Genomic DNA, 15476 nt, shown 5'->3' with positions numbered 1-15476 from the left:
GCTTCTTCTGACCCGACTGGGCACCTGACCCAGGTCAGGGCAGCTCAGCGTCCAGCTCCGGGTAGGACGGCTGAGCACCCTGGTGCTGCACGGCAAAGGCGCCGACCCGGACGGCGTGGCCGACGGCTGTCGTCAGGTCGTCACCCTCGAGGAGGCGTGCCGCCAGTGCGCCGGTGAAGGCGTCACCGGCGCCCGTGCTGTCGATAGCGGTCACCGTGGGGCTCGGCACCTGGGTGGTGGGCGAGTCCTGCGAGGCAGCGACGGCACCCTCGGCACCCAGCGTGATCACCACAGAGGGCGTCCCCGCGACGCGCAGGGCCGTGGCCGCAGCCTCCGGGCTGTCACCGTCCGGGGAGAGCCCGAGCTCGGCGAGCGCCAGTTGAGCCTCGTGCTCGTTGAGCACCAGGGGATCGGCGGCGGTCAGCACGTCGTGGTCGAGTGCCATCCACGGCGCGACGTTGAGCACGACGCGCCGGTCGGCGTCCCGGGCTGCGCGTGCGGCGGCCTCCATGGTCGCGCGCGGGACCTCGCCCTGCATGAGCAGCAGGTCGCCCTCGCCCATGCCGGCGACGGCGGTCGTGGCCGCCTCGACCCCGACGTGGGCGTTGGCTCCGGGGATGACCACGATCGTGTTCTCCCCGTCCTGCGAGACGGTGATGATCGCCAGCCCGGTCGGGGACTCCGGGACGGTGACAACAGAGTCCAGATCGACACCGGCCGCGCGCATCCCGGCCAGGGCGAGCTCGGCGTCTGCGTCCTCACCGACCGCTCCGACGAAGGTCACGTCTGCTCCCTGCAGGGCGGCGGCCAGGGCCTGGTTGGCTCCCTTGCCGCCCGCGGCGCGCTGCCCGCCGGTGCCCAGCAGCGTCTCGCCGGGGGAGGGGTGGCGCGGCACCGTCGCGAGCAGGTCGACATTGGTCGAGCCGATGACCAGCAGCCGTGCCCCCATCAGCCCTCCTTAGTGTTCGTGTCCGCAGTGCCGTGCCCACTGTGCCTCAGTGCTCGCGGCTCAGTCCCAGAGCTCGGTGAAGGTGTCCGTCCGCGGACCCGTGAACTGCACACCAGCCCGGGACACCGAGAATCCTGCGCCCGAGTCGGTCCGGCTGCAGTGCATGCCGTCCTCCGCGCTGCGGCAGCGCACGGCGTCCAGCGCGAGCGTCGTCCCGTAGGGAACGGCGGCCGTCGCGCGCTCCTGTCCACCCAACTCCGACACGGCGGGCTCCCACCCGGTGTCCTCAAACCAGGATGTGTACGACGTCGAGACCTCGGGAAACACGAAGGCGCCGCCCGTGCAGATCCACCCTGTCTCCGCGCCCGCGCCGACGGCCAGGAGTGAGGTGTGCTCGCAGTGGTCGTCGGGCACCTGGCTGGTGTCCATCTCCGGCGGGAAGTAGCACGCCGCCCAGCCTCCGTTGGCGCCGTTCATCGTGCAGTCGATAGAACCGCTGGGGGACGTGAAGTGCACCTCGTCGTAGGAGGACACGTCCAGCGCGTTGCCGGAGCCGGCCGCGTCACCGGAGCCGTTGCTCGCCGCCTCCTCGCCCTCGTGGAGCTGCAGGGTCTCACCGTCCCGGGTCCACAGTAGGCTTCCCGCCTCACCGACATTGCAGGACCCAAACTCCAGGCTCAGCTCGTCGCCCCCGTCCCAGGTTGTGCCGGTCGTGCACACGTGCACCTGGAGGGCGAAGCCGGTCATCGAGGAGACTTCCGCTTCGGCCACGGCGACTCCTGACCCGTGGTCCAGCGTGAAGATGCCCGCGTTGACAAAGAGCGGGAAGCCCTCGCTGTCCGAGCTCGTCGACACCATCGCCACCCGGTGGGGGTTGGTGGGATCGACTTTCACGTCCACGATGACGGTCGTCTCTGCCACCCCATCAGTGAAGCTCAGGTCCTCCAGGTCAGAGCCGGAGTAGGCCCGCATCCGGTAGGTCGTGTTCTCCCAGTCCGTCTGTGCGGTGGGCTGCGCCTCGGTGGTTGCTGCGACCTCATCCTCGGCGGCCGACTCGTCCTCGGGCGGCTCGGGCGCGGCCGTCGCCGTGGTGGCCTCGTGATCGGCCACTGCCTCGGTGGCGGTCCCGACGGGGTCGGAGCGGCGGGCCTCTGGACCCGGTGAACTGTCCGGGTCGCCCCCACCGCAGGCCGTCAGCGAGGCAGCGCCCAGGACCAGCACCAGCAGAAAACGCCTGACACTCACGATCATGCGGCGGACAGTAGCAGCCGTATGTCGCGCTCGCGGTGGCTCGCGTCGAGGGCAAGAAAGTCCCTTGCGCTGCGGTTTGCGCGGCCCGCATACTGACTCATACACCGCCGGAGAGTGAGTGACGCCGTGCCGGACTTCAGTCAGGGACCGATCACCCCGGACCTGGCCGTGGAGTGGATCCACGGCTCACGGTCGAAGCAGCCCAACGCAGATCCGCCGCTGCAGGTGCACCACTGCGACGAGCACACCATCATCCTGCGACAGAGCATGAGCGTCAGCTTTGAGGCGCCCTTCCTGTTCCTGCTCTTTGGCAACGAGCGCGCTCTGCTGCTGGACACCGGCGCCACGCAGGAGCCGGCCGACTTCCCGTTGCGCGACACCGTCGACGCGCTGATCGCCGCCTGGCTGGCCGACCACCCCCAGGACGACTACGAACTGATGGTTGCGCACAGCCACTCGCACGGGGACCACATCGCTGGGGACGAGCAGTTCACCGACCGACCGCACACCACGGTGGTCGGCACGGAACTGGAGGAGGTCCAGGCGTTCTTCGGTTTCACCGAGTGGCCGACCCAGGTCGTCACCCTCGACCTGGGCGGGCGGGTGCTCGAGCTGACCGGCACCCCGGGTCATCACCCCACCTCCGTGGCGGTCTTCGACCCCTGGACCGGCTTCCTGCTCACCGGGGACACGGTCTATCCGGGGCGGCTCTATGCCGCCGACAGGGCGCGGTTCGGGACCAGCGTGGAGCACCTGGTGCAGTTCGCCGAGGCGCGCCCGGTCAGCCACGTGATGGGTGCCCACATCGAGATGTCCCGCACCCCCAGGCGGGACTACCCGATGGGCGCGACCTATCAGCCCGACGAGCCGCCCCTGCAGATGAGCATGGACCAACTGCGCGCGGTCCGTGATGCCGCCCGGTCGGCCGCCAAGCCCGGTCTGCACGTGCACGACGACTTCATCATCGCCAGCGGCATGGGCCCCCGGACCGTGGTGCCCTTGCTGCTGCGGGCCTACGCGCAGCGGGCTCGCGCATTGCTGCCACATCGTATTTGATCGAGTCCGGTCGAAGATAAGGTGAACCACGTCCGTTCACCGACGCAGACCTCGACGACGATGTCCGAGGGAGGACCCGATCACGATGCAGTTCCACCACCATGGCTATGTCTCCGGCGACCCGCGGGTCCTGCCCGCAGCCGGCACCGGCATCGACCGGCCCGTCGAGCTCCCCGCCGAGGTCGACGTGCTCGTCGTGGGCAGCGGACCGGCCGGCATGTTGCTCGCGGCCCAGATGTCGCACTTCCCCCACCTCACCACGCGGGTGATCGAGCGCCGCTCCGGGCGGCTGACGCACGGGCAGGCCGACGGCATCCAGCCGCGCAGCGTGGAGACCTTCCAGGCGTTCGGCTTCGCGGAGGAGATCATCGCCGAGGCCTACAACATCGGCTGGATGAACTTCTGGGGCCCGGACCCCGACAACCCGCAGGACATCATCCGCACCGCGCGGACCGCGGACTATGCCCAGGACATCGGCGAGTTCCCGCATCTGATCGTCAACCAGGCCCGGGTCCTGGACTACTTCGCCCAGGCAGCCGTGCGGGCCCCCGGCCGGATCACGCCGGACTACGGCTGGGAGTTCGTCGACCTGCAGGTCACCGAGGGCGAGCACCCCGTCCAGGTCACCTTGCGTCGGACCGCGGACGACGCGGCGGGCAGCGACGCCGCCGTCACCGGCGAGGAGCGTGTCATCGCCGCCAAGTATGTCGTGGGGTGCGATGGTGCGCGCAGCAGGGTGCGCGACTCGATCGGCTGCGCCCACGTCGGCGACATCGCCAAGCACGCCTGGGGCGTGATGGACGTGCTGGTCAACACCGACTTCCCGGACTGGCGGATCAAGTGCGCGATCAACGCCGAGGCGGGCAACATCCTGCACATTCCCCGCGAGGGCGGCTACCTGGCTCGGATGTATATCGACCTCGGCGCAGTCCCCGAGGACGACAACCACCGGGTGCGCCAGACCCCGCTGGAGGCGGTGGTCACCAAGGCCAACGAGATCCTGCACCCCTACTCCATCGACGTCAAGGAGGTGGGCTGGCACAGCGTCTATGAGGTGGGGCACCGGGTCACCGACCGGTTCGACGACGTGCCGGTCGGCGAGCACCGCGCCCCGCGGGTCTTCCTCACCGGCGACGCCTGCCACACGCACAGCGCCAAGGCAGGCCAGGGGATGAACGTCTCCATGCAGGACGGCTTCAACATCGGCTGGAAGCTCGGCGCCGTGCTCTCGGGGCTGAGTGATGCGTCGCTGCTGAGCACCTACACCGCGGAGCGCCGGCCGGTGGCCCAGCAACTCATCGACTTCGACCGGGAGTGGTCGTCCCTGATGGCCCGCAAGCCCGAGGAGATCGAGGACCCCACCGAGCTGGCGACCTATTACCTCGGCACCGCCGAGTTCCCCTCCGGCTTCATGACGCAGTATGCCCCCTCGATGATCGTCGGCACCGACGAGCACCAGGGCCTGGCCGAGGGATTCCCGATCGGCAAGCGCTTCAAGTCGGCCCAGGTCGTGCTGGCCGGCGACGGCAACACCCTGCACCTGGGTCACCACGCGAGCGCTGACGGTCGCTGGCGCATCTATGCCTTCGCCGACGCGCGCGCTGCCGGAGAAGCCTCGGCCCTGACCGACTGGGCACAGTGGCTGGCGACCTCGCCGCAGTCACCCGTGCTGCGGCATACCCCCGCCGGTGCTGACATGGACGCCGTCTTTGACGTCAAGGTGGTCTATCAGCAGGGCTTCGAGCAGGTCGAGCTCGCCCGGGTGCCGGGCACGTTCCGTCCGCAGACCGGACCGCTCGGGCTGACCGACTGGGAGAAGGTCTTTGCCGCCCTCCCCGCGTCGGACATCTTCGAGGAGCGGGGGATCTCGCGCGACGGCGCCGTCGTCGTGGTGCGCCCGGACCAGTATGTCGCGCACGTCCTGCCGCTGACGGCCACCGACGAGCTCAGCGCCTTCTTCGCCCAGCACATGCTCGCCCAGCGCTGAGCGGTCGGGAAGTCCTAGTAGGAGTCCCGCTCGAGCTGTCCACCGGCAGGCACCCAGCGCTGGGCGAGGGCCTCTGAACCGCGCGCCAGCAGCGCCACGTCCGCCCCCACGAGGATGAACCGGGCCCCGGCGTCGAGATAGTCCTGGGCGACCTGCGGGTCGAAGGCGTTGACCCCGACGTGCTTGCCCGCGCCACGGACGGCCTCGAAGGTGCGCAGCACGGCGGCGACCACGTCCGGGTGGGCCTGCTGACCCAGCAGTCCCATGCTGGCGGACAGGTCAGACGGGCCGACGAACACCGCGTCCACCCCGTCGACGCCGGCGATCTGCTCGGCGGCCTCCACCCCCGCCATCGTCTCGATCTGCACGACCAGGGACACGTGCTCGTCGGCGTCCTGCAGATAACCGTCGACCCGGTTCCAGCGTGCCGACCGGGCCAGGGCCGAGCCGACACCACGGCGTCCACGGGGCGGATAGCGCATCGCCTCGACCGCGGCCCGGGCCTCCTCGACGGAGGAGACCATCGGCACCAGCAGGGTCTGCGCGCCCAGGTCCAGCACCTGCTTGATGACCACCGGGTCGTTGGTCGGGACCCGCACCACCGACGTCACGGGATAGGCCGCGATCGCCTGGAGCTGGGTCAGCACCGACTCCAGGCCGTTGGGGGAGTGCTCCATGTCGACCAGCACCCAGTCCAGCCCGGCCCCGGCGCAGATCTCCGCGACGAGCGGGGAGCCGGAGCAGACCCACATCCCCGCCAACGGCCGGTCGGTGGCGCGGTGCAGGTGCTCGCGCAGCGTCATCACACGAACCGGCATGAGATCGTCCCCAGATCGTTGAAGTCCGCCAGGATGGAGTCGCCGGGCTCGACCCACATCGGCCGGGTGAAGGACCCGGCCAGCACGATGTCACCGGCGTGTAGCTGGTCGTCGTGGGAGGCGAGTTTGCGGGCCAGCCAGGCCACCCCGGTGGCGGGGTGGTTGAGCACCGCGGCGGCCACTCCGGTCTCCTCGATCGTCTCGTTGCGATAGAGCAGCGCCGAGACCCAGCGCAGGTCCACGTCGTGCGGGCGGACCGGGTTGCCGCCATAGACCATCCCGCCCATCGCCGCGTTGTCGCTGATCGTGTCGACGATGGTGCGCCCCTCCATCTCGATCCGGGAGGAGAGGATCTCCAGGGCGGGCACGACATACTCCGTGGCGCGCAGCACGTCGAAGACGCTCACGTCCGCCCCGGCGAGGTCGTCGGAGAGCACGAAGGCCAGCTCGACCTCGATCCGCACGTTGGAGAACTGCTGGTGCTCGATCACCGAGCCGTTCTCAAAGACCATGTCGTCAAAGATCGCGCCATAGTCCGGCTCGCTGATGCCGGTCGCGGCCTGCATGACCTTGCTGGTCAGGCCGATCTTGCGGCCGACGAGCCGGCGCCCCGCGGACTCGCCACGACGACGCCACTGCGCCTGCACGGCATACGAGTCCTCGATCGTCATCTCCGGGTGACGTGCCGTCAGCCGCGGGACCATGGTGCAGTCCCGCTCGGCCTGGGCCAGCTCGTCGGCGATCGCAGCGATCTGCTCTGGTGACAACATCGCGGTCCTTCTCCTCTGGTGGTGCGTCGATCCCGGCTGGGCACGCTTCTGGTGGTGCGTCGATCCCGGCTGGGCACGCTTCTGGTGGTGGGGGCACGGAAATAGCCGTCGCACTGACCCGATAAGCGTGCCCAGGTTGGTCAGAGCTGGTGGCCGAGCTTGTACTCGCCCTGCTTCCAGCTGGGCATGTCGTGGTCCTTGCCCTCGTGACCCTCGCGGGTGTAGGAGAAGCCGTCGGCGCCGATCGTGACCTCCAGCTCGGAGTCGTCGGTGCGCGAGGTCAGCGGCTGGGGGTTGCCGTCGAGGTCCAGGACGAGGGAGGCCTCGGTGTACCACGAGGGCACCACCGGGTTGCCCCACCAGTCGCGGCGCTGGTTGTCGTGCACGTCCCAGCTGACCAGCGGGTTGTCCGGATCACCGGTGTAGTAGTCCTGCGTGTAGATCTCGACCCGGTGCCCGTCCGGGTCGCGCAGATAGAGGTAGAAGGCGTTGGAGACGCCGTGGCGTCCCGGGCCGCGCTCGATGTGGTTGGACAGCCGCAGCGCACCGAGCTTGTCGCAGATCGCGATGATGTTGTGCTTCTCGTGGGTGGCGAAGGCCACGTGGTGCATCCGGGGCCCGTCGCCGCCGGTCATCGCGGTGTCGTGGACCGTCGGCTTGCGACGCATCCACGCGGCATACACCGTGCCCTCGGCGTCGCGGATGTCCTCGGTCACCCGGAAGCCGAGGTCCTCGACATAGCCGATCGCGCGCGGCACGTCCGGGGTGACCTGGTTGAAGTGGTCCAGGCGGACCAAGGCTCCTGGGATGTGCAGGTCGTAGCGCCAGGCCAGCCGCTCCACGTGCTTGACGTCGTAGAAGAACTCGTAGGGGAAGCCGAGCGGGTCCTCCACCCGCACCGAGTCCCCATAGCCCTTGCTGAAGCCCTCGGGGCGACGCTCCACCCGGCAGCCGAGCTCGGTGTAGAAGGCCACCGCCCGGTCCAGGTCCTCGGGGCTGCGCACCCGGTAGGAGAACGCGGCCACCGCAGCCACCGGTCCCTGGCGCAGGACCAGGTTGTGGTGGATGAACTCCTCGAAGGAGCGCAGATAGACCGTCTGCTCGTCCTCCTCGGTGATCACCAGACCGAGCACGTCGTGGTAGAACGCCCGGGAGGCCGCGAGGTCGGTGACCACGAGCTCCATCGAGGCGCACCGCAGGATGTCCGGCGGGGGTGCGGTCGGGGTCGGGATCGCGTTGGCCGGGCGCGCGGGGCTGGGCTCCGGCTGTGCGGGGGTGGTCATGTCAGCGTCCTTCCTGCTTGCCGAAGGTGGGGTTGTGCACTGTGCCGAGCGTGATGTGCACGGCCTGCTGGTCGGTGTAGAAGTCGATGGAGCGGTAACCGCCCTCGTGCCCCAGGCCAGAGGCCTTGACGCCGCCGAACGGGGTGCGCAGGTCACGCACGTTGTTGGAGTTGAGCCACACCATGCCCGCCTCGATGGCCTGGGAGAAGTTGTGGGCCCGCTTGAGGTCGTTGGTCCACAGGTAGGCGGCGAGGCCGTACTTGACGCCGTTGGCGAGCTCGAGGGCCTCCTCGTCGGTGTCGAACGGGGTGATCGCCACCACGGGACCGAAGATCTCCTCCTGGAAGATGCGGGCGTCGGCGGCGACGTCGGCGAAGACCGTGGGGGAGACGAAGTTGCCGGACTCGAAACCCTCGGGGCGGCCGCCGCCGGCGACCAGACGCCCCTCGGTCTTGCCGATCTCGATATAGCTCATCACCTTGTCGAAGTGCTCGGGGTGGACCAGGGCTCCGACCTCGGTGGTCTCCTCGTGGGGATAGCCGACCCGCACCCGGGCGGCCTGCGCGGCATACTTCTCGACGAATTCGTCATAGACGGAGCGCTCGACCAGGATCCGGGAGCCAGCGGTGCAACGCTCGCCGTTGAGGGAGAAGACGCCGAAGATCGTGGCGTCGACGGCCGCGTCGAGGTCGGCGTCGGCGAAGACGATGGCCGGGCTCTTGCCGCCCAGCTCCATCGACAGACCCTTGAGGAAGGGAGCCGCGTTGGCGAAGATGAGCGCGCCGGTGCTGGACTCACCGGTGAACGAGATCAGCGGCACGTCGGGGTGCTTGACCAGGGCGTCGCCGGCGTCCTCCCCGAAGCCGTTGACCAGGTTGAAGACGCCCTGAGGCAGTCCGGCCTCCTCGAAGATGCCGGCCCACAGCGAGGCCGACAGCGGGGTGAACTCCGCCGGCTTGAGCACCACGGTGTTGCCGGTGGCCAGGGCGGGGCCGAGCTTCCAGGACTCGAGCATGAAGGGGGTGTTCCAGGGGGTGATCAGCCCGGCCACCCCGATCGGTTTGCGGTTGACGTAGTTGATCTGCCGACCGGGCACCTTGTAGGTGTCATCGGACTGGGCGACGATCAGGTCGGCGAAGAACCGGAAGTTCTCGGCTGCGCGCCGGGCCTGCCCGAGAGCCTGGGAGATCGGCAGGCCGGAGTCGTAGGACTCCAGCTGTGCCAGGCGCTGGTCCTGGGACTCGACGAGGTCGGCGATCCGGTGCAGGATGCGGGAGCGCTCGCGCGGCAGCATGCGGGGCCACGGCCCCTCGCGGAAGGCGCGCTGGGCCGCCTCGACCGCGAGGTCGATGTCTGCCTTCTTGCCGGCGGCGGCCTGGACGTAGGTCTGGTTGGTGACCGGGTCGAGGACGTCGAAGGTGGTGCCGTCGACGGAGTCGACGAACTGCCCGTCGATGTAGTGCTGGATCCGTTCTGGCAGGTCGGCGGGTGCGCGGTGCTCGGTCACGGGGCTCAGGTCGGTCATCGGGAATCTCCAGTGTGCGTCAGGGCGTCAAACAGTTCTGGGCTGGTCTCAGGGTGCTCGATGGACAGATAGGCGTGCAGGGTGCCCATCCGGTGACGGCGGGCGGCGTCCTCGATCTGGACGGCAGGGGCCGAGGTCTCGATCAGCTGGATGATCTCCTCGTGCTCCAGGGCCGAGTCGGTGGCCCGCTGGGGGACAAAGCTAAAGGTTGAGTCCCGCAGATAGCTCAGCTTGGCCCACTCCGCCTCGACGAGCTCGAGCAGTCGCGGGTTGGGGCACCGGTGGATCAGGATGGCGTGCAGCTGGCGGTTGAGCGCAGTGAACTCGTGCGGGTCGCGGACCGCGAGCTCCTCGGTCAGCTGGTCGTTGATCTGGCGTGCCCTGGTGAGGTCCTCCGGCGTGGTCGTCCCGGCCGACAATGCTGTGGCGGCTGCCTCAAGGAGGCCGAGGGTCTGCATCGTGTCGCCATATTCCGACGGCTCGATCATCGCCACGCGCGCGCCCACATTGCGCTCGAAGGTCACCAGGCCCTCTGCCTCGAGCTGGCGGATGGCCTCCCGCACCGGCACCACGGACATCTCGAGTTGCTCGGCGATCGATCCCAGCACGAGCCGGTAACCGGGAGCGAACTCGTGTGCCAGGATCCGTTCGCGGATCCAGGCCAGGGCGCGCTGCGACTTGCTGAGCGACTCGGTGTCGGGCGTCATCGTCGTGGCCTCAGCTCGGGCTGCCGGGCTGTTCGGTGTTGGGCTTCTCGTTGTTGGCCTGCTTGGTGTCCCGCTGCTCGGTGTTGGCCTGCTCGGTGTTGGCCTGCTCGGTGTTGGCCTGCTCGGTGTTGGCCTGCTCGGTCTCGTAGCGCTCGCGCCACTCCTTGTTCATCGGGAAGAGACCATCGAGGCGCTCACCCTCGGCGATCCGCTCCGCGACCCAGGCGTCCTCCCGCTCCTTGGCCAGGGCTGCGTCGACGATCTCCTCGACGATGGTCGGCGGGATCACGATGGCACCGTCGGTGTCGGCCACGATGATGTCACCGGGCTGGACCGTGGCGCCGCCACAGCTGATCGTGAGGTCGTGGTCCCAGGGGACGTGTCGGCGGCCGAGCACGGCCGGGTGGGGGCGTGCGCCGTAGACAGGGATGCCGACCGCGGCCACGGCGTCGTAGTCGCGCACGGCACCGTCGGTGATGATCCCGGCCGCGCCGTTGGCCCTGGCCCGGATGGCCAGGACGTCCCCGAGTGTCCCGGCGCCGGTCTCTCCCCGGGCCTCGATGACGATGACTTCGCCCTCGCCGACCGCGTCGAATACCCGCTTCTGGGCGTTGTAGCCACCGCCGTGACTCGTGAACAGGTCTTCGCGGTTGGGCACGAAGCGCAGGGTCTTGGCTGTGCCGATGATCTTGCCGGAGCCGGGCAGCGGCCTGGGGCCGTCGATCGAGACGTTGTTGAGTCCGCGCCCGCGCAGCAGCTGGGACATGGTGGCGACCGGGCACTGCTCGAGTTTGGCGCGCAGATCCGGGGTGAGCACGGACGCGTGAGCACTTGTGCTCTGGCCTGAGTCGTCCGCGAGGCCAGCTGCTTCTGCCGAACCCCAGGCGGCGATGCGCTGGTCGTCGTCCACCGCGGGCAGGGAGCCCAGGGCCTCGTCGTAGCCGCCGCCCTGTGCCGCGGCCACCGAAGTTTGCAGGCGTCCAGAGCTCTGCCCCGTCGGGGCATCGACCTCGACCTCGACGAGGTCGCCCGGTGCCACCACGGAGGAGCCAGCTGGGGTGCCGGCCAGGATCACGTCGCCGGTCTCGAGGGTGAAGTGCTGTGACAGGTCGGCCACGAGCTGGGCCAGCGGGAAGATCAGTCTGGAGGTGTTGTCGTCCTGGACGAGCGAGCCGTTGACCCAGGTGCGCAGCCGCAGGTCGGTGGGATCGACCTCGCGGGCGTTGATCAGCTGGGCACCGATGGGGGTGTAACCGTCCCCACCCTTGGACCGCACGTTGGAGCCCTTGTCGTTGGCGCGCAGGTCATAGAGGCCAAAGTCGTTGGACGCGGTCACCCACTCGACGTGGGTCCAGGCCTCGTCCAGTCCGACCCGTCGGGCGGGGGTGCCGATTACCAGCGCGATCTCGCCCTCGAACGCGAGAAGCTCGGTGCCCACCGGCCGGACGATCGCGGCGCCGGAGGGAGCCACAGAACTGGAGGGCTTGAAGAAGTAGGAGGGCGCTGCGGGTCGACGCCCGCGCTGGTCGGCACGTGAGGCATAACTCAGGTGCACCGCGATGATCTTGCCTGGCCGAGTGGGGAGTCCGGCGAACCGGGGATCTGCTGAGGTGCTCATGAGCCTCCTTGCCCTGGGCGACGCCCAAATCGTATATTATTTGAGGAGTGCTGGCAACCTAGTCGGCCGTGGCTCCGGGGTCGAGCCGGGCGCCGGCGCTCAGGGTCGCACCCCGGCTGACCTGGGAGTCCTTGCCGACGAGGGTGATGGCCTCGTCGGTCAGCCGCGTGCCGGTGGGGGCGGCACCCACGACCGCGTCCCGCCCGATCCGCACTCCGGTGTCGATGATCGCCGTGCGCACCACGGCCCCAGCCTCGACGAGCGTCTCACCGAACAGCACGCTGTCCTCGATGACGGCCCCGGCCTGGACCTCGACGTCGGGTCCGAGAACCGAGCGGTGGACCTGGCCGCGCACCCTGGCGCCGGGGGAGACCATGGCGTCGCGGACCACTGCCGCCTCCCCGAACCAGGCCGCCGGGGCGTCGGTGGCCCCTGACCGGATGGGACGGTCGGCGTGCTGGAAGACATCCACCCGACCGGCCAACAGGTCGCGGTGCGCCTGCAGATAAGCCTCGGGCCGGCCGAGGTCCTTCCAATATCCCGGTAGCGGCTCGGCATACACCTGGCCGCGCTCGATCAGGGCGGGCAGCAGGTGCTCGGCAAAGTCACCCAGCCCCGTGTCGTCCCCGTCGCTGTCGTCGATCGTCTGCAACTGGTGGTGCAGCCGCTCCAGCTCACTCACCAGCACGTCCGGGTCATAGAGGAAGATCTCCGAGGCGACCGTGCCGCTGCTGGTCGACGACGGCTTGGGGTCCACGCCGCGCACCCGCCCATCGGGCGCCGCGTGCACCACCACCTGGTGGGTGGCCTCCTGCACCCCGACCTCGGCGGTGAGCAGGGTGCACTCGGCCCCACGCTCGAGGTGCCGGGCGATGACCGGGCGTAGGTCGAGGTTGAACAGGTGATCGGCGGACAGGACGAGCAGGACGTCCGCGCCGAAGGTCCTGATGTCGTCCCGCACCCGATACAGCCCGTCGGCGTTGCCGCGGCTGAAGCCCTCCTCGTCTGGCGAACCCGACCCTTCCTCCGGAGTCAGCCGCCGGAAGCCCCCGCGGGAGCGGTCCAGGTCCCAGGGGCGGCCGCCGGCCAGATAGGTGTCCAAGGAGCTGGACTGGAACTGCACGCTGACCCACACGTCCGAGATGCCGCTCGCGGCGAGCACCGAGAGCGGGAAGTCGATCAGTCGATAGGTGCCCGCCACCGGCATGGCCGGCTTGGCCCGCTCCTGGGTGAGCACCTCCATCCGGCTGCCCGCCCCGCCGGCCTGCACCACGGCCAGGGTGCGCAGGGTCGCGGGCAGGGTTTCGGACACCTGCCGATGCTAGTGCCGGGGAGCAGCGCCGACCAGTGGGGCGGGAGTCCGGTGGGCTTTCCGGCGCCTATCCTGGGAGCATGACGAACGCAGCGGACGGACCCCGCCACGACGGACGCCAACCCGACCAGCTCCGGGAGATCCGGATCACCCGCGGCTGGCTGGACCACGCCGAGGGCAGTGTGCTGATCGAGTTCGGCAAGACGCGGGTGCTCTGCGTCGCCTCATTTAGTGAGGGAGTGCCGCGCTGGCGCAAGGGCAGCGGGCTGGGATGGGCGACCGCGGAGTATGCAATGCTGCCGCGCGCCACGCACACCCGCAGCGACCGCGAGTCGGTCAAGGGCCGGATCGGCGGACGCACTCACGAGATCTCCCGGTTGATCGGCCGCAGCCTGCGCGCGGTGATCGACCTCGGCGAGCTGGGGGAAAACACCATTCAGCTCGACTGTGACGTGCTGCAGGCCGACGGCGGCACCCGCACCGCCGCGATCACCGGGGCGTATGTCGCCCTGGTCGACGCCGTGGAGCGGGGCCGTGCCCTGGGGCTGATCAAGGAGGGCGCCGAACCCCTCACCGGCTCGGTCGCCGCCGTGAGCGTCGGCGTCGTCAACGGGGAGCCGGTGCTGGACCTGGACTATGTGGAGGACTCCAGCGCCGACACCGACATGAACGTCGTGATGACCGGCGACGGGCGCTTCATCGAGGTGCAGGGCACCGCCGAGGGGGTGCCCTTCGAGCGCGAGCTGCTGGAGGCTCTGTTGGATCAGGCAGCCGAGGGCTGTGCCGAGCTCACGGCTCGTCAGGCTGCGTCCCTGGGCGGGGACGACATCGGGGGCGTCGATGCCCGCGAGGCCGGGATCGACGAGGACCAGGGCCCACCGACCCGGTGAGCGTGCGGTCGACAGCCGCACCGAGCGCACGGTGTTGCGCTCCCAGAGGTGACCGAGCGCACCGGTGGTGACCGGTCGACATACTCTGGCCTCATGACTGAGGGATCCAGCCAGCGGACCGACAACCGCATCGTCCTGGCCACCCGCAACGCGCACAAGGTCGAGGAGTTGCGCGACATCCTGGCCGACGTGCTCGCACAGACCGGCCGCGAGTTGGTGGCGGTCACCGATTTCCCGGATGTGGAGGATGTCGTCGAGTCGGGCGTGACCTTCGCCGCGAACGCGACCCTCAAGGCCGAGGCGGTCTCTGCCGCCACCGGCCTGCCGGCGCTGGCTGACGACTCCGGACTGGCGGTCGACGTGCTCGGCGGGAGCCCGGGTGTGTTCTCTGCTCGCTGGTCCGGCGTGGGGGGAGCCGACAAGGACCGCGCCAATAACGAGCTCCTGCTGGCCCAGTTGGGGGATGTGCCCGACGAGCACCGCGCAGCCGGGTTTGTCTGTGCCGCAGCGCTGTCGGTGCGTGGGCAGGAGACGATCGTGCGCGAGGGGAGGGTGCGAGGTGTGCTCGGCCACGAGCTGCGCGGGACCAACGGCTTTGGATATGACCCCCTGCTGGTGATGCCCGACGGGCGCACGCTCGCGGAGCACTCTGCGGAGGAGAAGCACGCCATCAGCCACCGTGGAGAGGCGTTCCGGGCGCTCGCCCAGGACATCGTGAGCGCCCTGGGCTGAGCGGGCGCAGACGCATTGCGTCCGGGCGGAACGCCGAAATCACGCTGAACCTCGGACGGACAGCGGAGTCGGACACTGGTGGCGCAGCACAGGGCGCGGTAACGTCACATATGCGCGTCTCTGACATCCTCCGCAAAAAGGGCGACTCGGTCGTCACCCTGCCCTCCAGCACCACTGTGGCTGAGCTCTTGGAGGCTCTCGACGACCACCACATCGGCGCCGTCGTCGTGGTCGATGACGGCGCGGTCGTGGGGATCGTCTCCGAGCGTGACGTGATCCGCCATCTGCACGCCGGGCGGGACCAGTCCAGCGGCCTGTCGGAGATCATGACCCGGGAGGTGCACTCCGTGACGACCCGGGACGATCTCAACGAGCTCGCGGCCACCATGACGGAACGGCGCATCCGACATCTCCCGGTCATCGACGACGGCGCCCTCAAGGGCATCATCTCGATCGGCGACGTGGTCAAGGCCCGGCTCGTCGCACTCGAGGCCGAGCGCGACCATCTGGAGGGCTACCTGCGCCGCTCCTAGTGATCAGGCTCGGACCTGGCGTTAGGTGTTGAGGACCAGGGCCAG

14 protein-coding genes are annotated in these 15476 nt (G+C 69.4%); 5 read left to right on the top strand and 9 right to left on the bottom strand.

Translation table 11 applies throughout. From position 1 onward, the window contains the following. Positions 1–34 precede the first annotated feature (34 nt). On the bottom strand, positions 35–949 hold the full coding sequence (locus tag FNH13_RS15110) for a ribokinase (RefSeq protein WP_143784183.1): 915 nt from the start codon (positions 947–949) through the stop codon (positions 35–37). Between the two features lie 60 nt (positions 950–1009). Beyond that, positions 1010–2200: a hypothetical protein gene (locus tag FNH13_RS15105; RefSeq protein WP_143784182.1), complete on the bottom strand. Its 1191-nt coding sequence runs from the start codon at positions 2198–2200 to the stop codon at positions 1010–1012. Between the two features lie 114 nt (positions 2201–2314). Here FNH13_RS15105 and FNH13_RS15100 point away from each other — a divergent pair, with 114 nt between their 5' ends. Together FNH13_RS15100 and FNH13_RS15095 are read left to right on the top strand one after the other, a co-directional pair. Beyond that, positions 2315–3256 carry an MBL fold metallo-hydrolase gene (locus FNH13_RS15100; RefSeq protein ID WP_202878797.1) on the top strand — a complete coding sequence of 314 codons (942 nt, stop codon included), beginning with the start codon at positions 2315–2317 and terminating at the stop codon, positions 3254–3256. An 85-nt stretch (positions 3257–3341) separates the two neighbouring features. Beyond that, complete coding sequence (locus FNH13_RS15095) at positions 3342–5243, top strand: FAD-dependent monooxygenase (protein WP_143784181.1); 1902 nt, start codon at positions 3342–3344, stop codon at positions 5241–5243. A 14-nt stretch (positions 5244–5257) separates the two neighbouring features. Here the strand turns inward: FNH13_RS15095 and FNH13_RS15090 are convergent, their stop codons facing one another. The 7 genes from FNH13_RS15090 to FNH13_RS15060 all read right to left on the bottom strand — a co-directional run bounded on the left by FNH13_RS15090 (position 5258) and on the right by FNH13_RS15060 (position 13276). After that, on the bottom strand, positions 5258–6061 hold the full coding sequence (locus tag FNH13_RS15090) for an HpcH/HpaI aldolase family protein (protein ID WP_143784180.1): 804 nt from the start codon (positions 6059–6061) through the stop codon (positions 5258–5260). Next, positions 6046–6831 (bottom strand): 2-oxo-hept-4-ene-1,7-dioate hydratase, encoded by a 786-nt coding sequence (gene hpaH, locus FNH13_RS15085; protein ID WP_143784179.1) that lies wholly within the window; start codon positions 6829–6831, stop codon positions 6046–6048. Before hpaH ends, FNH13_RS15090 begins: the two co-directional genes overlap by 16 nt. A 140-nt stretch (positions 6832–6971) precedes the next feature. Then, the gene (gene hpaD, locus FNH13_RS15080) at positions 6972–8114 is read right to left on the bottom strand and encodes a 3,4-dihydroxyphenylacetate 2,3-dioxygenase (RefSeq protein ID WP_143784178.1); all 1143 of its coding nucleotides are present in this window, start codon (positions 8112–8114) and stop codon (positions 6972–6974) included. Position 8115: 1 nt separating this feature from the next. Then, positions 8116–9639, bottom strand: a complete 1524-nt coding sequence (hpaE, locus tag FNH13_RS15075; RefSeq protein WP_143784177.1) for a 5-carboxymethyl-2-hydroxymuconate semialdehyde dehydrogenase — start codon at positions 9637–9639, stop codon at positions 8116–8118. After that, a complete protein-coding gene (locus FNH13_RS15070; protein ID WP_143784176.1) occupies positions 9636–10346 on the bottom strand; it encodes a GntR family transcriptional regulator in 711 nt (236 codons plus the stop codon). The genes hpaE and FNH13_RS15070 overlap by 4 nt, the downstream gene beginning before the upstream one ends. A gap of 10 nt (positions 10347–10356) precedes the next feature. Beyond that, positions 10357–11964, bottom strand: coding sequence for a fumarylacetoacetate hydrolase family protein (locus tag FNH13_RS15065; protein WP_143784175.1), 1608 nt, complete (start codon positions 11962–11964; stop codon positions 10357–10359). A 58-nt stretch (positions 11965–12022) separates the two neighbouring features. Next, on the bottom strand, positions 12023–13276 hold the full coding sequence (locus FNH13_RS15060; RefSeq protein ID WP_202878796.1) for a glucose-1-phosphate adenylyltransferase family protein: 1254 nt from the start codon (positions 13274–13276) through the stop codon (positions 12023–12025). Positions 13277–13356: 80 nt separating this feature from the next. Between FNH13_RS15060 and rph the strand changes: the two genes are divergently transcribed. The 3 genes from rph to FNH13_RS15045 all read left to right on the top strand — a co-directional run bounded on the left by rph (position 13357) and on the right by FNH13_RS15045 (position 15431). Next, entirely contained in the window at positions 13357–14166 is an 810-nt protein-coding gene (gene rph / locus FNH13_RS15055; protein ID WP_143784174.1) for a ribonuclease PH, read from the top strand. 93 nt (positions 14167–14259) lie between these two features. Further along, positions 14260–14898, top strand: coding sequence for an RdgB/HAM1 family non-canonical purine NTP pyrophosphatase (rdgB, locus tag FNH13_RS15050; RefSeq protein WP_143784173.1), 639 nt, complete (start codon positions 14260–14262; stop codon positions 14896–14898). Between the two features lie 110 nt (positions 14899–15008). After that, positions 15009–15431, top strand: a complete 423-nt coding sequence (locus tag FNH13_RS15045; protein WP_143784172.1) for a CBS domain-containing protein — start codon at positions 15009–15011, stop codon at positions 15429–15431. The last annotated feature ends 45 nt before the right edge of the window (positions 15432–15476 follow it).

Origin of the sequence: Ornithinimicrobium ciconiae (assembly GCF_007197575.1) — a bacterium.
Classification (GTDB): domain Bacteria; phylum Actinomycetota; class Actinomycetes; order Actinomycetales; family Dermatophilaceae; genus Ornithinicoccus; species Ornithinicoccus ciconiae.
The sequence above is the reverse complement of the archived record's forward strand: the minus strand, read 5'-3'. Positions and strand labels throughout refer to the sequence as shown.

Excerpts from the sequence above, each read along its gene's own strand:
- FNH13_RS15045 (WP_143784172.1), top strand. The coding sequence starts at position 15,009 with ATGCGCGTCTCTGACATCCTCCGCAAAAAGGGCGACTCGGTCGTCACC.
- FNH13_RS15095 (WP_143784181.1), top strand. The coding sequence starts at position 3,342 with ATGCAGTTCCACCACCATGGCTATGTCTCCGGCGACCCGCGGGTCCTG.
- rdgB (WP_143784173.1), top strand. The coding sequence starts at position 14,260 with ATGACTGAGGGATCCAGCCAGCGGACCGACAACCGCATCGTCCTGGCC.
- FNH13_RS15105 (WP_143784182.1), bottom strand. The coding sequence starts at position 2,200 with ATGATCGTGAGTGTCAGGCGTTTTCTGCTGGTGCTGGTCCTGGGCGCT.
- FNH13_RS15110 (WP_143784183.1), bottom strand. The coding sequence starts at position 949 with ATGGGGGCACGGCTGCTGGTCATCGGCTCGACCAATGTCGACCTGCTC.
- rph (WP_143784174.1), top strand. The coding sequence starts at position 13,357 with ATGACGAACGCAGCGGACGGACCCCGCCACGACGGACGCCAACCCGAC.
- hpaE (WP_143784177.1), bottom strand. The coding sequence starts at position 9,639 with ATGACCGACCTGAGCCCCGTGACCGAGCACCGCGCACCCGCCGACCTG.
- hpaD (WP_143784178.1), bottom strand. The coding sequence starts at position 8,114 with ATGACCACCCCCGCACAGCCGGAGCCCAGCCCCGCGCGCCCGGCCAAC.
- FNH13_RS15065 (WP_143784175.1), bottom strand. The coding sequence starts at position 11,964 with ATGAGCACCTCAGCAGATCCCCGGTTCGCCGGACTCCCCACTCGGCCA.
- FNH13_RS15090 (WP_143784180.1), bottom strand. The coding sequence starts at position 6,061 with ATGCCGGTTCGTGTGATGACGCTGCGCGAGCACCTGCACCGCGCCACC.
- FNH13_RS15070 (WP_143784176.1), bottom strand. The coding sequence starts at position 10,346 with ATGACGCCCGACACCGAGTCGCTCAGCAAGTCGCAGCGCGCCCTGGCC.
- hpaH (WP_143784179.1), bottom strand. The coding sequence starts at position 6,831 with ATGTTGTCACCAGAGCAGATCGCTGCGATCGCCGACGAGCTGGCCCAG.